20 protein-coding genes are annotated in these 24,407 nt (G+C 47.3%); 15 read left to right on the forward strand and 5 right to left on the reverse strand.

Features of this window, described 5'->3' with window-relative positions; translation table 11 throughout:
• Window positions 1–107: 107 nt before the first annotated feature.
• Window positions 108–1,013, forward strand: a complete 906-nt coding sequence (locus tag STSP1_RS09665) for a TorF family putative porin (RefSeq protein WP_085756141.1) — start codon at window positions 108–110, stop codon at window positions 1,011–1,013.
• 134 nt (window positions 1,014–1,147) lie between these two features.
• The gene (locus STSP1_RS09670; RefSeq protein ID WP_085756142.1) at window positions 1,148–2,092 is read left to right on the forward strand and encodes an aldo/keto reductase; all 945 of its coding nucleotides are present in this window, start codon (window positions 1,148–1,150) and stop codon (window positions 2,090–2,092) included.
• Here STSP1_RS09670 and STSP1_RS09675 read toward each other — a convergent pair.
• Complete coding sequence (locus tag STSP1_RS09675; protein ID WP_123807030.1) at window positions 2,079–2,867, reverse strand: histidinol-phosphatase; 789 nt, start codon at window positions 2,865–2,867, stop codon at window positions 2,079–2,081. The genes STSP1_RS09670 and STSP1_RS09675 overlap by 14 nt on opposite strands.
• Window positions 2,868–3,329: 462 nt before the next feature.
• Between STSP1_RS09675 and STSP1_RS09680 the strand changes: the two genes are divergently transcribed.
• The 3 genes from STSP1_RS09680 to STSP1_RS09690 are packed head-to-tail and all read left to right on the forward strand — an operon-like array spanning window position 3,330 to window position 5,848.
• Window positions 3,330–3,794, forward strand: coding sequence for an NUDIX domain-containing protein (locus STSP1_RS09680; RefSeq protein WP_085756144.1), 465 nt, complete (start codon window positions 3,330–3,332; stop codon window positions 3,792–3,794).
• 2 nt (window positions 3,795–3,796) lie between these two features.
• Window positions 3,797–4,732 carry a GGDEF domain-containing protein gene (locus STSP1_RS09685; protein WP_085756145.1) on the forward strand — a complete coding sequence of 312 codons (936 nt, stop codon included), beginning with the start codon at window positions 3,797–3,799 and terminating at the stop codon, window positions 4,730–4,732.
• 15 nt (window positions 4,733–4,747) lie between these two features.
• On the forward strand, window positions 4,748–5,848 hold the full coding sequence (locus tag STSP1_RS09690; RefSeq protein ID WP_085756146.1) for a tRNA-queuosine alpha-mannosyltransferase domain-containing protein: 1,101 nt from the start codon (window positions 4,748–4,750) through the stop codon (window positions 5,846–5,848).
• A 59-nt stretch (window positions 5,849–5,907) separates the two neighbouring features.
• Here the strand turns inward: STSP1_RS09690 and STSP1_RS09695 are convergent, their stop codons facing one another.
• The 3 genes from STSP1_RS09695 to STSP1_RS09705 all read right to left on the reverse strand — a co-directional run bounded on the left by STSP1_RS09695 (window position 5,908) and on the right by STSP1_RS09705 (window position 9,478).
• The gene (locus tag STSP1_RS09695; RefSeq protein ID WP_085756147.1) at window positions 5,908–7,602 is read right to left on the reverse strand and encodes an FAD-dependent oxidoreductase; all 1,695 of its coding nucleotides are present in this window, start codon (window positions 7,600–7,602) and stop codon (window positions 5,908–5,910) included.
• Between the two features lie 14 nt (window positions 7,603–7,616).
• Window positions 7,617–7,952 carry a thioredoxin family protein gene (locus tag STSP1_RS09700; RefSeq protein WP_085756148.1) on the reverse strand — a complete coding sequence of 112 codons (336 nt, stop codon included), beginning with the start codon at window positions 7,950–7,952 and terminating at the stop codon, window positions 7,617–7,619.
• A 158-nt stretch (window positions 7,953–8,110) separates the two neighbouring features.
• Window positions 8,111–9,478: a sigma-54 interaction domain-containing protein gene (locus STSP1_RS09705; protein WP_085756149.1), complete on the reverse strand. Its 1,368-nt coding sequence runs from the start codon at window positions 9,476–9,478 to the stop codon at window positions 8,111–8,113.
• Window positions 9,479–9,675: 197 nt separating this feature from the next.
• Between STSP1_RS09705 and STSP1_RS09710 the strand changes: the two genes are divergently transcribed.
• Window positions 9,676–11,808: a hypothetical protein gene (locus STSP1_RS09710; RefSeq protein WP_085756150.1), complete on the forward strand. Its 2,133-nt coding sequence runs from the start codon at window positions 9,676–9,678 to the stop codon at window positions 11,806–11,808.
• A gap of 330 nt (window positions 11,809–12,138) precedes the next feature.
• On the opposite strand, the gene STSP1_RS09715 is transcribed toward STSP1_RS09710, so the two are convergent.
• The gene (locus STSP1_RS09715) at window positions 12,139–13,362 is read right to left on the reverse strand and encodes an IS4 family transposase (protein ID WP_085754774.1); all 1,224 of its coding nucleotides are present in this window, start codon (window positions 13,360–13,362) and stop codon (window positions 12,139–12,141) included.
• A gap of 288 nt (window positions 13,363–13,650) precedes the next feature.
• Between STSP1_RS09715 and STSP1_RS09720 the strand changes: the two genes are divergently transcribed.
• From STSP1_RS09720 to groES, 9 genes are all read left to right on the forward strand, one after another.
• A complete protein-coding gene (locus STSP1_RS09720; protein WP_123807031.1) occupies window positions 13,651–15,888 on the forward strand; it encodes a sialidase family protein in 2,238 nt (745 codons plus the stop codon).
• 223 nt (window positions 15,889–16,111) lie between these two features.
• Window positions 16,112–17,311: a DNA-binding transcriptional regulator gene (locus STSP1_RS09725; RefSeq protein ID WP_085756152.1), complete on the forward strand. Its 1,200-nt coding sequence runs from the start codon at window positions 16,112–16,114 to the stop codon at window positions 17,309–17,311.
• Window positions 17,312–17,531: 220 nt separating this feature from the next.
• The gene (locus STSP1_RS09730) at window positions 17,532–18,116 is read left to right on the forward strand and encodes a 5-formyltetrahydrofolate cyclo-ligase (RefSeq protein WP_085756153.1); all 585 of its coding nucleotides are present in this window, start codon (window positions 17,532–17,534) and stop codon (window positions 18,114–18,116) included.
• Window positions 18,117–18,131: 15 nt separating this feature from the next.
• Entirely contained in the window at window positions 18,132–19,400 is a 1,269-nt protein-coding gene (locus STSP1_RS09735) for a L,D-transpeptidase family protein (protein WP_085756154.1), read from the forward strand.
• A gap of 130 nt (window positions 19,401–19,530) precedes the next feature.
• Window positions 19,531–20,781 (forward strand): vWA domain-containing protein, encoded by a 1,251-nt coding sequence (locus STSP1_RS12760; RefSeq protein ID WP_085756155.1) that lies wholly within the window; start codon window positions 19,531–19,533, stop codon window positions 20,779–20,781.
• A gap of 7 nt (window positions 20,782–20,788) precedes the next feature.
• Complete coding sequence (locus STSP1_RS09745; RefSeq protein WP_226997530.1) at window positions 20,789–21,559, forward strand: MotA/TolQ/ExbB proton channel family protein; 771 nt, start codon at window positions 20,789–20,791, stop codon at window positions 21,557–21,559.
• Window positions 21,559–22,071 (forward strand): biopolymer transporter ExbD, encoded by a 513-nt coding sequence (locus STSP1_RS09750; RefSeq protein WP_085756157.1) that lies wholly within the window; start codon window positions 21,559–21,561, stop codon window positions 22,069–22,071. Before STSP1_RS09745 ends, STSP1_RS09750 begins: the two co-directional genes overlap by 1 nt.
• 216 nt (window positions 22,072–22,287) lie before the next feature.
• Window positions 22,288–23,997, forward strand: coding sequence for a chaperonin GroEL (gene groL, locus STSP1_RS09755; protein WP_085756158.1), 1,710 nt, complete (start codon window positions 22,288–22,290; stop codon window positions 23,995–23,997).
• Window positions 23,998–24,073: 76 nt separating this feature from the next.
• On the forward strand, window positions 24,074–24,361 hold the full coding sequence (groES, locus tag STSP1_RS09760; RefSeq protein ID WP_085756159.1) for a co-chaperone GroES: 288 nt from the start codon (window positions 24,074–24,076) through the stop codon (window positions 24,359–24,361).
• Window positions 24,362–24,407: the final 46 nt, after the last annotated feature.

Raw genomic sequence — 24,407 nt, forward strand, 5'->3', positions numbered from 1 at the left:
TAGGAAACTTTAAACTTGTTTAACTCGCAAATGTGGAGCAAGGTAAATGATAGCTTTTGCAAGTTGCGTATAAACTGTTGTTAGTAACTTTAAACAGGGAATAAATTATGAAGATTACAAAATTAGTATCTATTCTTGCGGTAGTGTTCGCTGTATCGCTTGCAGGCGCAGCAGAAGACTTCGAGTTTAATGTCAGCTCTACTTTTATGAGCAAATACCTATGGCATGGCTTTGATATGTACGATGACAGGCCTGCTGTAAAGACAACATTGAATGTAGCTCATCAGGAGAGCGGAGCTTATGCAGAATTGAGTTATGTTATGCCTACCGGGTCCGCTTCTGCTTACGATGATCAGTTCCAGGGTCTTGCCAACACAAACACAGGCTATCCGGTTGGTCAGAGCGATGAGTGGGACTATACCTTCGGAATGGAGGGTTCTATGATGCAGGGCGATGCTATGCAGATGGATGCGGACCTCTCTTACACCTATTACAACTTTGGTGATGTGAGCAGGTATGAGACATTCAACACAATGGCAGGCCCGATCAATCAGCGTACGCTTGACTGGTCTGGCGAAGACAGAGACCTCCAGGAGCTTTCTCTCGGGATTGAGTTTCCGAATATGATCTCTGAATATATTGTTCCGCATTACAGGCTTTCATATATCTTTGAAGCCGGCGGATACGGAGGCGGCCCTAATTCTGATCTCGATCAGGAGGTTCCGTTTGGCCAAGGCGTTAACTACTTCGAGCATACCATCGGCATCAAAACAATGATGGATATTGATATGATGCCTCTGCACGGCTGTGTTGATGCGATCTACGAAGACGGCAGAAATGATGCAGCAGATGAAGGGTTCAAGAGAATCCTCACCGGCCTTGGCACGCAGATGGTAGTAGGTCCTGGTATGGTTAAGCCGGCAGTTTACTATCAGTTCGCTCTCGATGATGAGATGGGCAATATGGTAGATGACGACTGGTTCGCCGCTATCACCTACTCAATTGATTTCTAAAAGAAAAACCAAAACGAATTTAAGGCCCGTTTGCATTATGCAGGCGGGCTTTTTTTCGGCTCATTTTTGAAATTTTGCTTATAGAGATTAGAATAGTAAGCTGAAATTGCAGGTATCATAGAGTTAGGAAAATAATGAAGAAAAATGTTTTAGGGAATACGGGTATTGAGGTAACAGAGCTCTGCTTCGGCGCTCTGCCGATGGGGCCTCTTCAGAAGGACCAGCCGGTGGATTTCAACGCACGCCTCACAGCAGAAGCGATAAATCGAGGCATAAATTTTATCGATACCGCCCAGATGTATCAGACTTACGCCCCAATCCGCGAGGCAATGAAGCTCACTGGCAAACGCCCAGTAATCGCCACAAAATCCACTGCTCCGGATTTCGACAGTATGCAGGCTGCGATAGACGAGGCCATCGAGCAGCTCGAAATCGATTACATAGACATCTTCCATATGCACGCAGCACGGGCGACGCCTGAAATATTCCAGCAGAGAAGGGGGGCACTTGAATGCCTTAAAGAGAATAAGCGAGCCGGCAAGGTTCTATCTGTCGGTATAAGCTGCCACGGCCCCGAAGTTGTATCGGCGGCCGCAGAGCAGGATGATATAGATGTGGTGTTCGCTCTTATCAGCCTCGGCGGAATCGGCATCATAAACGGCACCCGCGGGGATATGGAGCAAGCGATAGAGAAATGCAGCGATGCCGGCAAAGGCGTTTATCTGATGAAGGTTCTCGGCGGCGGGAATTATGTGGATAAATACTCAGACTGTCTCGAATACGCCCGCAGCCTGAAAGGCTATCACTCAATCTCAATCGGGATGGTGAGCCTTGAGGAGATAGACTGCAACGTAAAGTATTTCTCCGGTCAGAGAGAAAACCTGCCCGCTCTGCAGGGCTGCAGCAAGAGTTTTCAGGTTGTCCGCATTGTATGCACGGCCTGCGGGAAGTGCATCGAAACCTGCCCGAACAGCGCCATCTCAATGCAGGATGGCAAGGCCGATATCAGCAGCGAGAATTGCCTGCAATGCGGTTATTGCGTATCTGCGTGTCCGCAGTTTGCCATCAGGAAGGTTTAGCTGCCTGTGTGCGAACCGGATCAACCACCGAAACACCCATTCTCTCAGCCAGATCGAGGCAGCGTTCGAAACCGATATCTATATGCTCAGGGCAGTGCGCATCAGAATTGATAACACCTTTCGCTCCGCAGTTTGCTGCAATCTTCCAGAAATTATCGTTGGGATAGCCCGAAAAATCATCACGGCAGAAGCCGTAGCCGTTTATCTCCAAAGCCACCCCCGAATTAGCGGCCGCGGTGCAAATCCTCTCGCTGCATCTTTCTGCATAGCTGTCCCAGCTTGGGTATCTGGCGAGAAACAAATCCGGATGAGCAGCGAAATCAAAAATCTTCGTCTTGATCCCCTCAACAAACAAATCGGTATAGCTCTTCAACGCATCTTTCCCCATTGGGAAGGCATGTGTGCTTATTTCCTCGCCGCCCAGCGGATAGAAATGCAGTGCTATAGCGAGGTATTCAATGCCGAATTCCTCTCGAAGCGTATCGTTATAAAATTTCTCGTATCTAGGAAAGTATTCGCATTCCATCCCCGAATACACCTCTAACCTGCCGGTAAATTCTTTCTTCGCATCCTCAATCTTTTCGCAATAGTCCGGCAGCTCATCCATTTCCATCCGCACAGACGCCCATTTCCCGTCCGGCAGGGGAGTATGGTCGCTTATTCCAATCGCTTTGAGACCTGCTTTCTCTGCTGCGGAGCAGTAGTCTGCCGCATCGCCTAAAGCGTGTTTGCATCTATATGTATGTGTATGGTAGTTTGTTGTATTCTGTTTCATAATCTCTTTCTTCAAAATTTCAAGCTCACTGTATTTTACAGAATATTCCTCGAACTGCTAAGAGAATTGCTTGGATTAACGCTATTCTAATCAATCTACTGTGTGCGGCAAGCATGACGAAATTGCCGATGTCAATCGTTCCATTTCCAACATGGCCGAAATCTGGATCTCACTCTGCAAAAGAACTGCACGCTGCAGAAAGACTCAGGAGAGCACTCATCAGCACCTTTTAAAATTTATAACTCTTCAAAATCAATCAATAATACAGATTAATTTCAAGTAAATTTAGCGGAGATTAGATGCTGAGGTAATTGCGAAATAAGGATGGTTAATCATTTTTTGAATCACCCACTTATTTTGCATATTGCAGTAAAAATTGTAAAATGGCTGATAAGCTGCATAATTTTTCCGCAAAAGATGTTGTTTTATACTATTTTATCATCAGATTAAACTTAGAGCTGTATGGCAGAAATGGGAGAATATACATACAAATGGCCGAGACCGATGGTAACTGTGGATACGCTTGTATTCTCCGCCGCCGACGGGGAGGTTAGCATTCTTCTGGTTCGACGGGGCAAAGAGCCTTTCAAGGATAAATGGGCGGTTCCGGGCGGTTTTCTTGAAATGGATGAAGACTTAATGGAAGGTGCCCTCAGAGAGCTGAAAGAGGAAACAGGACTGAGCTTGGATGCGGCTGAGCAGTTTGCAGCATTCGGCCGCCCGGGAAGAGACCCCCGCGGCAGATTGATAACTGTATGCTATATTGCAGTGGTTACAGGCAGAAGGCCTGAGGTTCAGGGTGCAGACGACGCAGCAGAGGCTCGCTGGATTCCAGCAGAAAAGCTCGGCGAGCTGGATTTCGCCTTCGACCATTATATGATCGTAACGAAGGCCTTTGAGAGCCTGCCCGAACTAAAGCAGAAGTAAATATGAAAACAGAAGACGATATACTGATAGTTGCCCCTGAAGGCAGATATTGGGGACTGCCGGATAATATTGCAGGCAGGCTTGCTGTTTCAGAATGCCCGGCTTGGGGGCAGTCCAGAGCAAAGCAGCCCTCAAAGATTTTCTTCATTCTCGATTCAGCCGCTGATTTCGGATTTACCAAACTGGCAGAAACAGCATCAAATTTCCCCGAGGCTTCAATCTATCTTCTTGGCGAAACTATTTTCGAGCCGATAATGCAGAGAGTATCGGATAAGGGCGTATGCAGCGGCTACTATATTCTCCCTCTCACAGAATCTGAATTCAGCCAGATACTTGAGAACGGTAAGCTTGATTCAGTTGAATCAAATTCATACGAAGCGAGAATCCGCAAGCTCAGCACAATTGCCTACTGCGACGAACTTACAGGCCTTAGAAGACGGCGATTTTTCACAGAAGCGGGCAATCAGATTTTAAGGCTCAGCGAATGCTGCGAAATTGCTGTTTCAGTTTTTCTTTTCGATATAGACGATTTCAAGAAATACAACGATCAGTATGGCCATTTAGCTGGGGACCAGATCATAAAAGATACGTCCAACGCCCTTAGAAATTCCTTCCGTCCCCACGATCTGCTCGCAAGGATTGGCGGGGATGAGTTTGCTGTTATGATATGGGATTTCGAAATCAAAAACGAATCTATCGAAACTGGCGGAGATGAAAGACGTCATTACTACAAACATCCAGTTAAAAGCTCGGAGATATCAAGGAGAATCAGCGAAAATGTTGTTGAGGTGGAAACATCCCGCGGCCGGCTAACCCTCAGCGGCGGGATGGCTTCCTTTCCCGAGGGAGGCAGCGATCTGCATAAACTCCTTGAATCCGCAGACAACGCCCTTATGAAGGCCAAGAAAAGCGGCAAACATACAATACTTTTTTCGTAAAACTAATCAGCCCCAATGGAAAAAAAACTAAGCGTACTGATAATAGAGCCCTATTTTGATGGCAGCCACAAGGCGTTTATAGAAGCATTCTGCGAAAACTCCCAGCACAATACTCGTTTGCTCTCAATGCCGGCGAGGAAATGGAAATGGCGAATGCGGGGAAGCGCTTTCGAGATGGCAAAAAGGCTTTCTGAGCTGAAATCCCAAGGGCACGGATTTGATGCAATCTTCTGCTCCGATATGCTTAACCTTGCAGAGCTCAAAGGGATCTGCCCGGAAGCGAATGTGCCATCTGTTATTTATTTCCATGAGAATCAGTTCACCTATCCCAATCAGATTAAAGATAAGAGGGATTTTCAGTTTGGAATAACCAACCTCTCAAGCGCTCTGGCGGCTGAAAAGGTGCTTTTCAATTCGAGATATCATTTAGAAGATTTTCTCAGCGAATCAGAGAAGGTTCTCAAAAAGATGCCGGACTTCAAGTGCCTCGAAATTCTCGGTAGAATCAGGGATAAGTCTCAAGTTGCATATCCGGGGATCTGCAGGAATATTGAAAGCAGGATACCGTTTCGAGATGTTCCGCAAATATCTTGGGCAGCAAGATGGGAACACGATAAAAACCCCGAAGACTTCTTCCTTGCCGCAAGGATTCTAAGAGAGCAGGGGTATAAATTCAGGATGAATGTTTTAGGCCAGAGCTTTGCAAACGCACCTGCAATTTTCAATCAGGCAAAGGCTGAATTTGCAGATGTTATAGAGAATTGGGGCTTTAAAGAATCAAAGCGGGAGTATCTGGAGGTTCTCAAAGGCAGCGATATATTTGTATCCACTGCCAATCACGAATTCTTCGGGATATCAGCTCTGGAAGGGGCTGCTGCAGGATGCGCTGCCGCCGTTCCAAACAGGCTAGCATATCCTGAAACATTCAATAACAGCGAACTGCTGCTCTACGGAAGCAGCGCAGAAGACCTTGCCGAGAGGCTCAAAAGCCTCATCGCAGACAAAGGCTTGCGCGAAAAGAACGCCCGAGAGGCAATAGACATCGCTGCCCAATTCGACCTTAGAAAGACCGCCAATCTCATAGACTATGAGCTTCTCAATGCCGTTCTGCTATGAGAAAAGAAGGGACGGCCGTTGCGCCGCCCCTTGCAAGGAGTGGTAATAGGTAATTAGTGTTATGGTGTAATTTTTTCGAAAGGCCACATTACAACTCCGCCGTCTAGAATCTTCACATTCTTCCAGCCAGCGTTTTCGAGTATCAGCCCTGCCTCGTATCCTCTGAGGGATATTTTGCAGAAAACAATAATCTGCGTGTTTTTATCTTCGGGCACTTCATCAAGCCTCTTGCGGAGCATACCCAGCGGTATATTCACTGCCCCGGGTATCCGCACTTCATTGAATTCCCCCTCGCTCCTTACATCGAGCAGGAACATATCTTCTCCGTCGTCAATTTTTTCTTTGAGCTGGCGTGGTGAGATGCCTTCCATATCTCCGTCGAGTTTGTTCCGCATAACGTTGGCCGCTGTGAGGAGGTTGTCCATAGCCGGCGAGAAGGGCGGGGCGTAGCAGAGATCGAGATTAGAAATTTGCTCCATAGTCATACCGGCAGATATTGCCGCTGCTGCTGCATCCACCCTCTTATCGCCTGCCCCAGGCCCTATTGCCTGAAGTCCCAGAAGCCGGCCGGATTTCTTATCGGCCACCAGTTTGAGCATCAGCATCTTCGCCTCGGGCATAAAATGCGCCTTATCCGGCGAAGGCGAAAGCACTGTTTCCACCTCATAGCCTGCGCTTGCGGCCTGCTCTTCGCTCAGGCCGGTACGTGCTACGCAGAAATCGAATACCTTGCAAACTGCGCTTCCAAGAATCCCGGGAAACGAATCCTTCCTGCCTGAGATATTATTAGCCGCCACTCTGCCCTGCTTGTTGGCAGTGGAGCCCAGCGGCACATAGCACTTGTCTTTGGTGATGAGGTTCTCCATCTCAACGCAGTCCCCTGCGGCGTAGATGTCGGGGTCAGTTGTCTGCATTTGGTCATTAACCTTAATCGTGCCACCAACTCCAAGCTCAAGCCCTGCGTCCTTGGCAAGCTTAGTATTCGGGCGAACCCCTACCGCCATAATAACCATATCGGTGCATATCTTCCCGTTGGAAGTCTGCACGGCCTGAACAACGCCTGATTCGCCCTCAACCTTTTCAACCTTCGTTCCTGTGAGCACCTTAACGCCCTTGGCCTCCATATGCTGCTCAACGAGCTTTGCCATTTCCCAGTCTAACATAGTTAGGATCTGGGGCATCATCTCAACCATCGTTACCCTGCAGCCGGTATGCACTAGCGATTCAGTAATCTCTACGCCGATAAGCCCGCCACCGATTATCACTGCATCTCTTGCCTTATGCTCTGCGAGCATTGCCTTTATGCCCTCTGCATCATCAACGCCGTGAAGCGTGAATACGTTCTTCAGGTCTGTCCCTTCTATCGGAGGGATAAAAGGTGAAGCACCTGTTGCAAGCACAAGTTTGTCGTAATCAAGCGAAATCTCGTTTCCCGTTCTTATATCCTTTGCGTAAACCTTTTTTCCGCTGCGGTCTATCGATACGGCCTCTGTCTGCTCGAGCACGTGCACGTTTTTTACATTCCTGAAAAACACAGGATCACGCACAACCCCCACCGGCGTGCTCATAAGCTCTGCCTGATCTTCCACCACACCTGAAACGTAGTACGGAAGTCCGCAGCCTGCATACGAAAGGAACCTGCCCTTCTCGACGCAGGTTACCTCTGCCTCAGGCATAAGCCTTATAATCTTCGAAGCCACTTTCGGCCCCGCGGCCACTGCACCGATAACCACTACCTTCATACCTTTTCCCATTGCCATCTCCTTTGTTAATTTGATTTTTTGTTAATTCTGTCAACTGCTTTCCATATAGCCTCAGCAGACTGCACACCTATAAGCCGGCATTTAACCCTGCCTTCTCTGAGAATAAGAATTGTGGGGTATGCAAGAATGTTCCAGCTTATTGCAAGTTCCGGAAAAACTTCAGAGCTTAATTGAGCCGTCCTTAAACCCATTTCGCGCAGGCTGTCTTCTATTGCATCGAGTATCTCAGCCTGACGCATACACGGACTGCTCCACTCTGCAGCAAACATTACAAGCCATGTGCCGCTTTTAATTCTGTTGCTGAGATCTTTTGTGGATGTTTGATTGCTCTCTTGATTCATTTAACAGCCTTGTATAACCATTTGCAGAGAGCTAAGAAAGAAGTATGCCAAAAAATAAAGATGACAGTATGCGATGTGATAAAGCCCTAAAGGCCTTTCATTTGCGGGGAATAATGCCATGCGCTAATTATATATGCGCTAACAATATGCGGTTAGCGCTAACCAGCGTCTATGCCAAAGCGCTTCATTCTCTTGTAGAGCCCAGCCCTTGTTATGCCGAGCAGTTTTGCAGCTTTGGTTTTGTTGCCGTCTGTCTTTTTCAAAGCCTCAAGAAGTTCAGTTTTGGGATCTGAAGGAAGGCTGGTCTGTTCTTGTTCAAAATCAATTGATTTTGTTTTTACGGCCGGCAGAGATTCAACTGTGATAGTTTTCTGTCCCTTCAGCGAAACCGCAAACGCATGCTCTATGGAATGCTTAAGCTCGCGTACGTTCCCCGGCCAGTCTCTGCTGAGGAGATTCTCCATCGCAGAGGGCGAGCAGCCTTCAATGTTTCTGCCGTACTCGGAATTGAACTGATGGATGAAGTGAGTAACCAGATCGGGGATGTCCTCCCTTCGTTCGGAAAGTGATGGCACGCGCAGATTAACCACATTAAGCCTGTAGTAGAGGTCTTCACGAAAAGTGCCTTCCTGAACCATCTTGTAGAGATTTCGGTTTGAGGCCGCAATAATTCGCACATCAATCTTGCGCGGGGCAGTTTCTCCTACTCTTGTAATTTCCTTCTCCTGTATCGCCCGCAGTATCTTTACCTGAGATGTAAGCGGCATCTCGCCAATCTCATCGAGGAAAAGTGTTCCTCCGCCGGCGGCCTCAAAGCATCCCGTACGTGTCTGAACAGCGCCTGTGAAAGCTCCCTTAGCATGGCCAAACAGCTCTGCCTCAAGAAGAGATTCGGGAAGCGCCCCGCAGTTTACGGCGAGAAAAATCCCCTTAGACCTCAGGCTCTCGTTGTGGATTGTTTTGGCGATCAGCTCCTTTCCTGTGCCGGTATCCCCTTCAACCACAACATTCGCATCTGTCTGCGAGACCACTTTGATCGTTTCGTAGAGCTTCTGCATCCTCGCAGACCCGCCAACGAGCTGGCCGAAGCTGCCCCTTCTTGCAATCTCGTGCTTGAGTATACTGATTTCAGTTCTCGCCTGCTTTATCAGGCTCACATCTATAAGCGCCTCAATAGCACCGATCATCTGCCCTGAATCGTCGTAAACCGGCTTGCTTCGCCTCATGACGGGAACTGTGCTGCCGTCTTTGCGGATCATCTCGCACTCTACCTCCGCCCCTTCATTACCCGATTCAAGAGGGCAGAAAGTTTTGCGGATTTCAGGGTCTTTGCTCGCACATATATTCATCCTGAGCTTGTAGCAGGTGCTCCCGAGGATCTCCTCTGCACTGAATCCGGTGAGCTGCTCAGCGGATTTGCTCCAGAATATGATTTTGCGGTTTTTATCAACAATAAAAACCGAGCAGGGAACTGTTTCTATAAGGGCTTCCCTGAAATGTGAATTAAGATTGCTTGAACCTGCCATAAATTCCTCAAGATATACTTTGCCATTTGAATGCGCTAACTCTGCGCCAACTGAATTCTACATCATTAAATCTGACGGTCAAGCAAACAAAATTAAAAAAAGGTCAAACATTACCTCCGCCTGAACATTATATACTTAAAATGTCTTCGTTCAATTATCGTGAAACTTTATAAGATGCAATTATATTGAGTCTAATTATGAGAAAATTGGTTTCAGTTTTGCTGTTAGGGCTTTGCTGCTTTGTTAACGCTGATTTAGCCTCCGTACCGGGCAGCGTTATAAACTATATCGAATCTCCATGGCGTTTTTTCGGTCTGCCGATAAGTCCGGTTTATGTTTGCGATCCATCTATTGCGGTACTGCCTAACGGCGATTATATTGCCTCTCACGCCCGATTCGGATGGGGTTCTGATTCAAGCGAGACGGGCAAAACCTCCGTGTTTCGTTCTTCAGATGGAGGCGCAAGCTGGACGCACCTTACCAATCTTAACGGCATTCTCAGGGCAAGCCTTTTTGTTAACAATGGAGATTTGTATCTTCTGGGAGCATACAACGATGACGGCGGGCAGAATGTGATCCGAAAATCCACTGATAACGGCAGTACATGGACAGACGCTTCCGATTCCCAAACAGGCCTGCTTGGCAGTCATGGCGGAGGCTCTCGCGTAGGCTCGCCGAATAATCCAGTGGTGTTTAACGGGCGCATCTGGTCTGGAGCCACAAGACGACTGATCTCCGCTCCAACCGGCGCAGATTTGCTAAAAGCAAGCTCGTGGACAATGACCAACAAACCTTCCATAAAAGGCCACACACTTGGGAATGAATGGAATGGGGCATGGACTGAAGGTCAGGCAGTGGCCTCGCCCCGAAGCGGGGTTTATGTTCTGCCGCAAATGCGTCTGCCCCATACTGCTCGGATAAGAGCTGTCTCCCAAAGTAAATTAAGCTTTAATGCTTCTAAACCAAATGCTTTGCCCGAGCTGCCTGGAGGGGATAAAAAATTCGGAGCTTCTTACGATCCTGTTTCAGACAAATTTTATGTGTTGAGCAATCCTGTATTGGATGTGCATAAGGGACAGGGCACTCAGCCTGAGCTTGTTCGCACTGCGGGAGGACTGCTCTGTTCAGAAGACTTGATAAATTGGGAGCTGAAAAAGATTTTCATCTTCACCGAAAACCTTGACAACAGCTCTTTCGGCGAGGGGTTTCAGTATTTCAATTTTGATTTCGATGGGGATGATATGGTGATTGCTTCCCGAACGGCTTTCGATGTTGGCGGCGGCGAGAGAAAACCGCCCAGAGGGCACGACAGCAATCTGCTCACCTTCCACAGAATTGAAGACTTCAGAAACGCATCGCCTGAACATTTTCTCGCTGTAGATTCAGGCAGCCACGCTATTCTGAGATACGAAAGAACGCAGCATCAGGATGCCCCTCTTGGCAGTTTCGTTTTGGGCAGCACTTTTGACGGCGAGCCGCTTAACAGCCCCGATGCAGTTGCTCAGGACGATAATGGAGATGTTTATGTTCGTCAGCAGAACGGGAAAATACTGCGTTTTGATGCGATGGGCAATTACATTGATTCACCAGCCCAATCGGCTGCGCAGTTCCAGACATCAGATTTGGCAATCTCTCAGCCTGCTCAGGGAGAAAGAAGCTGGACTAAAAACGGCTCTGGAAATTGGGAAGAATTAACCAACTGGTATTACCGTGGCAGACCGGATACAGATTACGAAATCGCAAATTTCGGCAGCGCGGCAGATTCTCCTGCAGCGGCTCAGATGAATAAGGATTACAGCTTTAAGGGTATTCGGTTTAGAAATGATTTTTCTTATACTATTGGCGGGTCAGGAAGCATCAGCCTTGAATCAGATGACTATCAGGGCATAATTGAAGTTCAAAGGGGCAGCCACGAGATAGCAGTTTCTGTTGAGCTCATCAGTCATACCGATATTTCTGCTGATGAGGGTACAGAGCTTCACCTTACAGGTGAAATTAATCTGAATTACAAGAAACTTGCTGTCCGAGGGGAAGGCAGCGTTCATATTGAAGAATCTTTCATAATGAATAACGGCACTTTAGAAGTGGATGGCTTATCGGCGCTGCACTTTGAACAGGGGAGCCAAACTTCCATCACCGGCAGATTATTCTTCAATCCGCACGAAAGCATAAGCCTTGAGCCCCACGCATCATTTCAGCTAATCGAAGGTGCAGACCATATGAGCGGGGAATTCTATCTTGAAATCCTGCCGCAGCTGGAGGAAGGGCTTATGTGGGACACTTCAATGCTCTATACCGAGGGAATTGTAACTATAGTGTACGAGGAATAATTCAATACTCGTACTCTGCCTGCTCCCATAACAAAAACCGAGCAGGGAACTGTTTCTATCATGGCTTCCCTGAAATGTGAATTAAGATTGCTTGAATCTGCCATAAATTCCTCAAGATATACTTTGCCATTTGAATGCTCTAACTGAATTCACAGCCATCCCATAGGTCCATAGATTTATCGTTGAGGGCTTGTTTATTGTATTAAAACGCCCTTTTCCTGAAGGATTTCAATCACCCCAGTTTGCATTTTTTTGGCTATTGTTCAATTGTCAGTTATTTGCTCAATACTGCCCACTCTTTTTTCACCTCTTTCTTTGCGTAAAATCTTGCTACATATTAAAACCTGGCAAATAAGCCTGCTGAGGGCTTGCAACCATACGCGGTGAACCACGTGCTGTCCCACAGGCAGCCATAACGCTAAAAACATCCAGCCGGCTGAATAATACACCCCTCAGCAAAGTAAACAATCGACTGAATGTTCCTTTCCATTTGCCGAGGAAACCTATATACCGTATTAAAATATAAGCAAGCATTGCCGTCCATACTTGCCATAGAATCGCTTCTTGGCTATGCCCTAGGAAATCGCTTAGCTGCAAAGTCTGCTTTATTTGCTTGAAAAACACCTCTATGCCCCATCGGCATTTATATAGGCCGCAGATACTGCTCGGCGCCCACTGAGTATTGTTAGTGATAAATTTCATAAGCTTTTTCTCGCCGTTAACTTCCACATAAGCCTTAACCAAACGGAGCTGCTTCGGGTAGGCCTCATAGCTTTTCGGCATTTCAAGTTCAATTAATGCATCGTATTGGATATCACCTTTTGGTTCTGTATTCTGTTTAACAAAACGATATTTCATATTGTCTTTGGCTCTGGTAACCCAGAATAATTCTCGCCTGTCAAGATCAGCCAGATGCTTAAAATCCACGTAAGCCTTGTCAAAAACCGCTATTTCGCCGCTTTTAAGGTTCTGACAGAGCTGATAAGCCTCTGTCGAATCATGGGTTGAGGCTTCTTTTACAATAGCAAATTGAGGCAGGAATGTCTGGAGATTAAGCTGCATGTGGCACTTTGCAGCGGCTTTGCGTCTGCGATGTTTAGCCCAGTCAATACAGTTGGCTACAAGCTGAATCGTTGTTGAATCAACCGCATATATTGCTCTCTTAAAACGCCTTGGAAGGCCGGAGTATTTATGACCTCTGCCAAAATTAGGATGCTGGGCTTGGATATGGGACAGCACCTCCCAGAAGAGAGTCTCTGCCATACGAGGATCTCGAACCCTGTTTGCATGAGAAAGCCCATTCCTGCTTGGTGGGGTTGCACGGCGAATAGGAATCAAAGCTCCGGAATGATTACGCAATGTGTCGGCAACGTCGTTCAGCGAGAGGCTGTGAGCAATCTGGACATGAAGCATAGATACAATGTGAGACCAGCACGAAAATGTTCGTGATTGCTTGTCAATACCGTAAAACCGGGATAATTTTGAAACAAGATAAGCAGGAATATATTGGCATATCTGCTTGAGAACTGTATATTGATGCTTAGCGGGTGTCATGAGTTACTCCTAATTTTTGGTTAGTTTGTTGAAATTAGTGTAACTCATACCCCGCTATTTTCAAAGAAACATCTTATATTTTGTTCTTCTATGGGATGGCTGTGAACTGAATTCTAAATCATTAAATCTGCCGGTCAAGCAAACAAAATTAAAAAAAGGTCAAACATTAACTCCGCCTGAACATTATATAGTAGAAATGTTTTTGAATAATTTTATCAAAGTTTTTCACGCTTTTTGAGGTTTATCATGAAAAAGTTGGTTTTTGTTTTGTTTTTAAGCTTTTTCTATATGGCTAACGCTGTTAATTTTGATTCCGTACCGGGCAGTGTTATAGACTACATTGAAGCTCCTTCACGTTTTTTCGGCGTGCCGGTGAATCCAGTTTACATCTCTGATCCATCCATAACAGTATTGCCTAACGGTGATTACATTGCCTCCCACGCCCGTTTTGGATGGGGCTCTGATTCAAGCGAGACGGGCAAAACCTCCGTGTTTCGTTCTTCAGATGGAGGCGCAAGCTGGACGCACCTTACCAATCTTAACGGCATTCTCAGGGCAAGCCTTTTTGTTCACAATGGAGATTTGTATCTTCTGGGAGCATACAACGATGACGGCGGGCAGAATGTAATCCGAAAATCCACTGATAACGGCAGTACATGGACAGATGCCTCCAATTCGCAAACAGGCTTGCTGGGCAGTCACGGTGTAGGCTCGCCGAATAATCCTGTGGTGTTTAACGGGCGCATCTGGTCTGGAGCCACAAGACGACTGATCTCCGCCCCAACCGGCGCAGATTTGCTAAAAGCAAGCTCGTGGACAATGACCAACTGGCCTTCAAACACCGGCCATCCGCTTGGTGATGAATGGGATGGAGGCTGGACTGAAGGTCAGGCAGTGGCCTCTGCTCAAAGCGGGATTTACATCCTGCCGAAAATTCGCGGGCTTCCCCATACCGCTCGTATAAGAGCCAGCTCAGCAACAAAACTAAGCTTCAATGCCTCTGCTGAAAACGCCTTCCCGCACTTGCCGGGAGGAGAGAAAAAATTCGGAGCTTCTTACGATCCTGTTTCAGACAAATTTTATGTGTTGAGCAATCCTGTATTGGATGTGCATAAGGGAGAGGGCACTCCGCCTGAGCTTGTTCGCACTGCGGGAGGACTGCTCTGTTCAGAAGACTTGATAAATTGGGAGCTGAAAAAGATTTTCATCTTTACCGAAAACCTTGACAACAGCTCTTTCGGCGAGGGGTTTCAGTATTTCAATTTTGATTTCGATGGGGATGATATGGTGATTGCTTCCCGAACGGCTTTCGATGTTGGCGGCGGCGAGAGAAAACCGCCCAGAGGGCACGACAGCAATCTGCTCACCTTCCACAGAATTGAAGACTTCAGAAACGCATCGCCTGAGCATTTTCTCGCTGTAGATTCAGGCAGCGACGCTATTCTGAGATACGAAAGAACGCAGCATCAGGATGCCCCTCTTGGCAGTTTCGTTTTGGGCAGCACTTTTGACGGCGAGCCGCTTAACAGCCCAGATGCAGTTGCTCAGGACGATAATGGAGATGTTTATGTTCGTCAGCAGAACGGGAAAATACTGCGTTTTGATGCGATGGGCAATTACATTGATTCACCAGCCCAATCGCCTGCGCAGTTCCAGACATCAGATTTGGCAATCTCTCAGCCTGCTCAGGGAGAAAGAAGCTGGACTAAAAACGGCTCTGGAAATTGGGAAGAATTAACCAACTGGTATTACCGTGGCAGGCCGGATACAGATTACGAAATCGCAAATTTCGGCAGCGCGGCAGATTCTCCTGCAGCGGCTCAGATGAATAAGGATTACAGCTTTAAAGGAATTCGGTTTAGAAACGATTCGTCTTATACTATTGGCGGGTCAGGAAGCATCAGCCTTGAATCAGATGACTATCAGGGCATAATTGAAGTTCAAAGGGGCAGCCACGAGATAGCAGTTCCTGTTGAGCTCAGCAGTCATACCGATATTTCTGCTGATGAGGGTACAGAGCTTCACCTTACAGATGAAATTAATCTGAATTACAAGAAACTTGCTGTCCGGGGGCAAGGCAGCGTTCATATTGAAGAATCTTTCATAATGAATAACGGCACTTTAGAAGTGGATGGCTTATCGGCGCTTCACTTTGAACAGGGGTGCCAAACTTACATCACCGGCAGATTATTCTTCAATCCGCACGAAAGCATAAGCCTTGAGCCCCACGCATCATTTCAGCTAATCGAAGGTGCAGACCATATGAGCGGGGAATTCTATCTTGAAATCCTGCCGCAGCTGGAGGAAGGGCTTATGTGGGACACTTCAATGCTCTATACCGAGGGAATTGTAACTATAGTTCCAGACGACTCAAAACTGGACTACCTGAATTTTTCACATCTTGCTTATTGGTGGCTTGCCGAGGACTGCTTAAACAAACCGGGGTGCAGCAGCTCTGATTTCAATCAAGACGGATATATCAATACAGATGATTTGCTGGTTTTAGCGGAAAACTGGCTTGATTGATTTGTCGAAATTGTGAGTGCTTAATAAATAATTTCGCTGCAGCTGTAATTAACGCTGGGGCTTATATGGGGTAAAATCGCTTATTGGCAAGTCTCCCCTCTTTGCGGCTGAGGCTTTTTGTCAATTTTCAGGTTCAGCTTCGGATTTGTAAACATCGGCTGAAAAGTTATAATTCACTTAGGATTGAGATAGATTTGTGATTTTTACAGCCTGCAGAAGGTCTATGCGCAGAAAAAAGAAAATACTCTTAGTTATCAACAGGACAAAGAGCAACGGCCGCGAGCTCTTGAGAGGCATTGTACAATACGGGAAAAAGAAAGATTATCTGGAGTTTACTGTAATAGACTCTGAAAACTCGCTTTATTTGAATAGAAAGCAGTTTGAAGAATGCGTTATGGAGGCTGCAGATGATGCTCAAGGCATAATTATGGTAGAGCTTACCTGTCTGGATAAAGTTAAAAAGCTAAATAAACCCATTGTGCATTCATATGTTTACAATTCCCAGATCGAAGATAAATACACAATCACCACAGACCCTGTTACTGTAAGCAGGGCTGCTTACGAGCACCTTCGCACCATGGGAAATATAAACTTTGCTTATATCGGTTATAAAGGTGTTGTATGGGCTGATGAAAGGCGAAGCTGCTTCGAGAAGAGCTTGCCTGCTGAAAAACGGCCGCTAAAATATTTATACTATAAACAGCCCAAGAGCACCGGAATAACCACCAAATCTCTGGAGAAAATAGCTGACTGGCTGAAAACTCTTCCAATACCCACAGGGATTATGGCCTGCAACGACAACTGCGGAGCAGATTTGATAAGTGCATGCAAAAAAGCCGAGCTGGATGTGCCGGATGATATATCTGTAGTGGCGGTGGATAACGACGATCTTGTATGCGATTTTACATCACCCACTCTTTCAAGCATAGATCTCGATACAGACAGCGCAGGCTATGAGGCAGCAGAGCTTATTGATAAGATTACAGAAACCAGAAAAATTCCGCCAAGGATGATTCGTGTGAAGCCGAGAGAAGTTGTGATTCGCCAGTCAACTGATTTTGTGGCAGTGGAAGACAGAGACGTAGCGGCGGCGCTTCGGTTTATAAGGCTCAATTCCGACCGTCCGATTCTGGTGCAGGAAGTTTGCGATTTTTCCTGCTGTTCAAGGCAGTATCTGCATAGAAAATTTATGAACGCACTGGGCAAATCGGTACATAAATGCATTAAAAGGGCAAGAGTTAAGGCGATCACTACTCTGCTTCTGGAAACTACACTCCCAGTTACCGAAATCGCATATATGCTGAACTTCCCTGACTCAAACCATATCTCCAAGTATTTCAAAGATTACGTAGGCCTTACTCCGAAAGAATACCGCCACAAATATCAACCTCTTGGAACAGAAAAATTTGATGACCTTGATTAGCCGCTCAGCAGTGCTGAGATTCTCTGAGGATTTACTCACAGCTAATACCCGCTAATTTTCAATGGCAATTTTTGGCAGGATTTTTGCGGAGCATCAACTCGCTGAGAAAAATCTGGGGGCAGAGCGGGAAAGATTTTTATTTTGTGATTTATATTTATCGCTGGCGGCTTAGAATATATATGCAAGGTAAAGAAATGAAACAAATTCAGGACAATTTCGTTTGTATTCAGAGCTGAAAAAGAAAAAGGCTGAGCAGAGGGCCGCGATTAAAGAGGCTTTATCAAAGCTTACGCCGGCACAGGTGCAGGCCAAATCGCTTGAGATTTGCAGTCGGATTGAGCAGCTCAGCTTATACAGGCAGGCAAGGACTGTGATGGGGTATCTGGCTTACGGCAAAGAGGTTAATCTGGACAGCCTTCTCGCCGATGCGATAAAGCAGGGAAAAACCGCAGCTGTCCCTGAAGTTCAGGCGGAGCGGGGAAAAATGCGTGCTGTTCGGCTTAATTCGCTTGAAAACTGCATTAAAAAAGATAAATTTGGAATAAGAGTGCCGGAAGAACGCACTGAGGTTTCCCCGGAGCGGTTTGATTTAATTCTCCTGCCCGGTCTGGCCTTCGATATTCAATGCAGAAGGCTCGGAAAAGGCGGGGGCTACTACGACCGTTTCCTCAGTACTGCAAGGCTCCAAACGCTTCGTTGCGGGGTTTGCTTTGAGGTTCAGCTTCTTGAGCAGACCGCAGCGGGGGATAGAGATATTCCGGCAGACACTATAATAACAGAAAAGAGAATATTAACACGTCCATAAGACAAAGGATTGACAATGGCAAGGAAGGGCTATGTGCCTTACAGTTCAAGGCAGAAGAAAAAGAACACATTTATTTTTGCAGTTATAGCAGTAATCATTGCGGCGGGGATATTCTTTGCTTTCAAGGCTCTCAACAAGGCAGAGGAAACAGAGAGCCCCGAATCTTCTCAAACAGCTGAACTGGGAGAACAATCCGATCCGGCTGAAACTGCAAGCGAGGCTGAACAGCAGGTTTCCACAGAAGAACCCGCAGAATTTGAAGAAGGCTCCGAACAATCCGAACAATCAGAGCAGGCTCCCCGTTATCTTGTAGGCGAGGCTGAGCAGCAGATTGAAGAGCAAGCCCGTGCTGAACGTGAGATGCCTTTAACCAAAGGCGAAGAGGCCGGCTATACAGAAAAAGAAGAGCACGAGCAAGCCCCTGCGGATACATCAGAGAGCAAAGAAAAGGATTCAGCCTACAGTGATACGATCGGCAAAGAGGAGCCCTCAGATTCTGAGTATTCAGAGGGATATTCCGATGAGTCTGACATAATCAGCGACAAAATCTCACAGGCACGTTCGCTTGTTCGCTCAGAAAAGGTTATAGAGGCCAGAGATATGCTCAACAACACGCTCAGCAGGTATCCCGATTCTCTTGAGAGACGTGCGCTGAAGGATATGCTCGAGAAGCTCTCGGAGAGCTGGCTTTTCAGCGAGGAGGTACTCAAGGGCGATCCGCACTGCCATTATTACACCGTAGAGAGAGGCGATATGCTAAGCCGAATAGGTGATGAGTATAATGTGCCTTGGGAATTTCTATTGAAGATAAACGATATGCTCAGGCCAGAGCAGCTTCGTGCCGGCGAGGATATCAAGGTGGTTAAAGGGCCTTTCAATTTGATAGTCAACAAGAGCACCTACAATATGGATCTATACCTTGATAATCTCTACGTAAAATCCTACCCAATAGGAATAGGCAGAGAAGAACACGCCACACCGACAGGGATGTGGGTTGTAAAACCGGGCGGCAAGATGGTTTCGCCAACTTGGACAGACCCGGACTCCGGCAGGACTTATGACGCTATGGATCCGGACTACCCTCTTGGAAAGAGATGGATAGCTCTTAAGGGCATCTCCGGGGAGGCAAAGGGCAGAACTGGATTTGCTATTCACGGGACAAGCGAGCCGGAAAGCATTGGGCAGAAGAGCAGTCGAGGCTGTATAAGGCTCTCCAACGAGGATGTTGTAGAGGTTTACGACCTTATGATGCCGGGCGAATCTCATGTACAGATTATAAATTGATTTATTCAAAAAACTGCTGCGGGTGTTTACGGATTTGAAACCGAATTCTAATGCTTTTTTTTGTTTCAATAACCTTAACAGGGATTATAATCTATCGCTTTACTAATTTTATGAGTACATTTTTTACTTGATGGTAATTGAACAGAAAAAAATAGATTATATCGCCCTTGCCCTCACTGTGTTTGTGCACGTTGTGCTTCTGGGCACATTTGCCTTGATACAGTTCTCAAGAGGCGGCTTCAAGGAGCTTTTGAACAACCCTGCTGTGGTAGCGGTTCGAGAGCTGGATTTTTTCAGCTCGGGAGATTTTATTGTAGATACCCCTTCAGTAAAGCGTTCGGGCTACAGCAGCGCAGGCTTCGGTTCAGGTCAGTTTGATGTTGATGTAAATATGCGCAGCGAGGGAGTAGCGAGCCTGTCCGGAGCAGGCAGCCTAAGCTCTGTGCTCGGGATTTCAGGGGGCAGCCCTGAAGGTGCGGGCGGTGAAGGCGGCCCCGGCGGAGGTGCCGGAGGTCAAGGCGGAGCAAGCGGCGCAGGCGGTGCCGGAGGTCTTGGCGGCGCAGCAGCCGGTGAGGGCGGCGGTGCCGGGGGCAGCGAAGGCTCTGGAACTGGCCAGGGCGGCGGCGAAAGCGGCCAAGGGCAAGGCCAGGCCGGTGAAGGAACCGGCGCAGGCGGTGAAGGAAGCGGTGAAGGCTCCGCAACCGGCGCAGGTGAAGGCGGCGGAGGCGGAGAAGCCGGCGGAGGGCTCAGAAAACAGGGCACATACCGTGTTTCAGGGCCGAGGCTCAGCGGACAGATCGCAGGAGTGCCTCAGGCAACTGAAGAACGGCCCGCCACAAAATCCAACAGGATTGAATTTTTCGGAAACGTAGCCAGCGCTAGGAAGGTATGTTTTGTAGTTGACTGCTCGGGGAGTATGCTCGGATTTTTCGGTGAGGTTAAACAGAGGCTCAATGAGGCCATAACAAATCTCAAGCAGGATAATTTCTTTGCGATTATAGTTTTCAGAGGTTCGGACATTTTAGAGCTTGAGCAGGGAAAGCTCATCAGGGCGAGTGATAAAGGCAAGCAAACAGGCCTTCAGATGGTGGAATCTATTCCTATGCCTATGGGCGGACCGGATGCCATGGAAGCTGTTAAGAAGGCTATAGAATACAAAGACAGCATCGGCGATCACGCCGGAGTGATATATTTCCTTACAGACGGATTCGATTATGCCGGCTTCTCGATGGAAGTTGAGCGGTACAGGAAAGAATATGCGCCGGCTGTAAAGATACATACAATCGGTTTTAGAACTAACAGTAAAGACGCTGCTATGCTCAGGCGTATGGCCGAGAACAGCGGCGGTAAGTTTACACTTTATTCTGAGGGAGTAAATTAAATTGAAAATGAACAAGAACTGGACAAGACTTTGGCTGCTTGTAATAAGCCTTTTCGTACTTATTGGCCTCTCGGCTCAGCTTCAGGCTCAAGGTGAGGAGTCTTCGCTGGATGAAAGCGCCGTTCTGGAAGGCGATTACGATGAGGGCGTTTCATTCTTGAGGCAGTTTGTTATAGAGGGCGGGCCGATTGTATGGTTTGTACTTATGCCTCTTTCTTTCTATTCGTGCTATCAGGCCATTGATTTGAGCATCAAAACCAGCAGGAAAATACTTCTGCCGCAGGAAAATACCGAACAGCTCAAGAAAATTGCGGAGAAGGGAGATAAAGAGGTGATTAAAAGCGCCGCAGCAAAACAGGATGACTTGCTCAGTTATTCGCTTTCAAGGGCGTTCAACCTCGTAAAAACCAAGGAAGTTGGGTATATGGGCCTTCAGCAGATGATTTCTGATGTGCTTCAGGAGAGAACGCTTGAGATTTTGAGAAAGGTTGAAAGGCTGAACCTTACTGGTAACATCTCTCCTATGGTTGGTCTTTTCGGTACAGTTTTTGGTATGATTAAGTCGTTTAACACGATTGTTGAGGCGGGCGGCCAGCCGGATGCCTCACAGCTTGCGGGCGGTATTTCGGTTGCTCTTGTAACCACGTTCTGGGGGCTGTTTGTGGCTATTCCTTCGCTCTTTATCTACGGCTATCTGAGAAATAAACTTGAAGCAATGGCGAGTGAGGCCGCTGTGGAGGCGGAAACAGTGCTTGATAAGATAGAGGATATCTATTAATGCTTCTCGAAAAGCTGAGAAATGCTGCGGGATATTTAGAATTTAATATTACCGCTATCATTGATATTATCTTTATTCTTATTATCTTCCTGCTTTTCCTCGGGCAGTTTATCGCTTCTGAGAACTATCCTGTGGAAGTGCCCGAGCAGATGCATAAATCTGTGGCAGATGAAGGCGCCAAACCCGGTGAGGTGGTGCTGAATGTTATGCGGGAGGATGACGGAACGATAATGTGCATCTTTCAGGATTCAAAACTTGCACTCGAGCCGGGTCGGGGTACTGTGCTCGAGCTTGAAACTATGATTAACAGAGGGATTGAGCTTCTGCACGGGGAGGCATTGATAAATCTCAGGATGGACAGAGGCCTTGTGTTCAGCGAATACAGGCCAGTTATCACGGCAATAGCAAACAGCAATGCTTCAGAGATGATTATCTCCGGCCTTCAGGAAAAGAAGGATCGAAGCTCCGCAGTAGGGAATAACTCCCCTCAAACTGACCAAGCAGGAGAGTAGTCTGTCAATTTGACATTTCCCCTTTAATAAGCAGGCGGGCAAATAGAATTAGCCGGCAGCAAACCATACCTTCCTTAACAGTTTAAAACCTTTATTAGCAAGACTTTACAGTAAATATTCTGCCATTGCACTGAGGTTTCTGAATATGCTGGCATTATAGTTGCTTGAATAGTAATCCGTAAATTGTAAAAATCGATATTACAGGAGCAGTAAAATATGGCAAAAAAAGAACTTTCCTTCGAAACCGATGCGAGAGCATCGCTGCTTAGCGGTGTTGAAAAGCTCTCGGCGGCCGTTAAATCAACACTCGGGCCGCGGGGACGCTGCGCAATCATAGACAAGGGCTGGGGAAGCCCGACTGTAACCAAAGACGGGGTTACGGTAGCAGAAGAGATCGAGCTGTTCGATAAGAATGAGAATATGGCCGCTTCGCTTGTTAAGGAAGCTGCGAGCAAAACAAACAAAAAAGCAGGCGACGGCACAACCACTGCTACAGTACTTGCTGAGGCCATCTTCAAAGAGGCCTACAGGAATCTTGCAGCTGGCGCAGACCCTATGGCAATGAACAGGGGCATTAAGAAGGCCGTTGATGCTGCTGTAAAGCAGCTTGCTAAGATCTCAAAGCCTGTAAACATTGAGAGCAAGAAGGATATTGTGAGCATCGCTTCAATCTCTGCTAACAACGATAAAGAGATCGGCAAGCAGATGGCCGAGGCATTTACGAAGGTTGGCAAGGACGGAGTGATTACTGTGGAAGAGGGCAAAGGCCTTGAAACCTCAGTCGATTACGTAGAAGGTATGCAGTTTGACCGGGGCTTTTTATCCCCGCATTTTGCCACCAACAACGACAGTATGCTTTGCGAGATGTCAAAGCCTTACGTACTTATCTATGAGGACAAAATCAGCAATGTGCAGAAGATTGTTCCTCTCCTTGAAGAGGTTGCCAAGACAAAAAGGCCTCTTCTTATCATTGCAGAAGATGTTGAGGGCGAGGCCCTTGCAACTCTCGTGGTAAACAAGATGAGAGGCGTGGTTGATGTGTGCGCTGTTAAGGCTCCCGGCTACGGCGACCGCAGGAAGGCAATGCTCGAAGATATTGCTGCCTGCACTGGCGGAGAGGCTGTGATGAAGGACTTGGGCGTTGAGCTCGACAGCCTTCAGCTTGCACAGCTCGGACAGGCCAAGAAAATAGTTGTTGATAACGACAGTACAGTAATCGTTGAAGGTGCTGGGGCTGAAAGCGATATCGAGGCCCGCATAAATATGATTAAGAGCGAGATCGAAGCCACAACAAGCGATTACGATCGTGAGAAGCTTCAGGAAAGAATGGCCAAGCTAACCGGCGGAGTTGCTCAGATTAACGTTGGCGCCGGCAGCGAAGCCGAGATGAAGGAAAAGAAGGCAAGAATCGAAGACGCCCTTCACGCAACAAGAGCGGCACTTGAAGAAGGTATTGTAGCAGGCGGAGGCGTTGCCTTTGTTCGCTGCATGGATGCCGTGAAGAAGCTCAAGCTCAAAGGTGATGAAAAAACCGGAGCGAATGCTGTTGCCAATGCTCTTAAAATGCCCTGCCACTGCATTGCAGAAAATGCTGGTGCTGTTGCTAATCTCGTTGTTAATAACGTTTTGGAAGGCGAAGAGGGCTATGGATATAACGCAAACACCGGAAAATACGAAGACCTCATTGAGGCTGGTGTGATTGATCCGGTAAAGGTTACGAGGATTGCCCTTGAAAACAGTGCAAGCGTTGCAGGCCTGTTGATGACAACAGACTGCGTTGTAACACAGAGCCCTGATGAAGATTCCGGCGCAGGCGCTGGAATGGATCCGTCCGGCGGCATGGGCGGTATGGGCGGTATGCCCGGCATGGGCGGCATGGGCGGCATGGGAGGAATGGGCGGTATGCCCGGTATGGGAATGATGTAGTCCCTGCTCCCGATTAGCTTATAGAATTTTTTGACAATACTAACTGTCTGCCAAATATTATACAGGAGATAGAAAAATGAAAATAAAACCTCTCAGTGACAGAGTAGTGATTGAGCCTTCAGAGGCTGAAGAAGTAACACAGGGCGGGATTATTCTCCCGGATACAGCAAAAGAAAAACCCCTTATGGGCAAGGTTACTGCCGTAGGCGAGGGTAAAATGCTCAAGAACGGCGAAACTGCTGAAATGAGCGTAAAAGTTGGTGATCTTGTGGCTTTCGGCCGCTTCGCCGGCACCGATTTCAAGGTTGACGGCAAAGAGTACAAGATTATGCACGAAAGCGATATTCTGGGCGTAATTGAGTAATTCATTGACACTGACTTAATGGCCTTAGCCGGCCGGAGGATATAAA

This window comes from Sedimentisphaera salicampi, assembly GCF_002117005.1.
Lineage (GTDB): Bacteria > Planctomycetota > Phycisphaerae > Sedimentisphaerales > Sedimentisphaeraceae > Sedimentisphaera > Sedimentisphaera salicampi.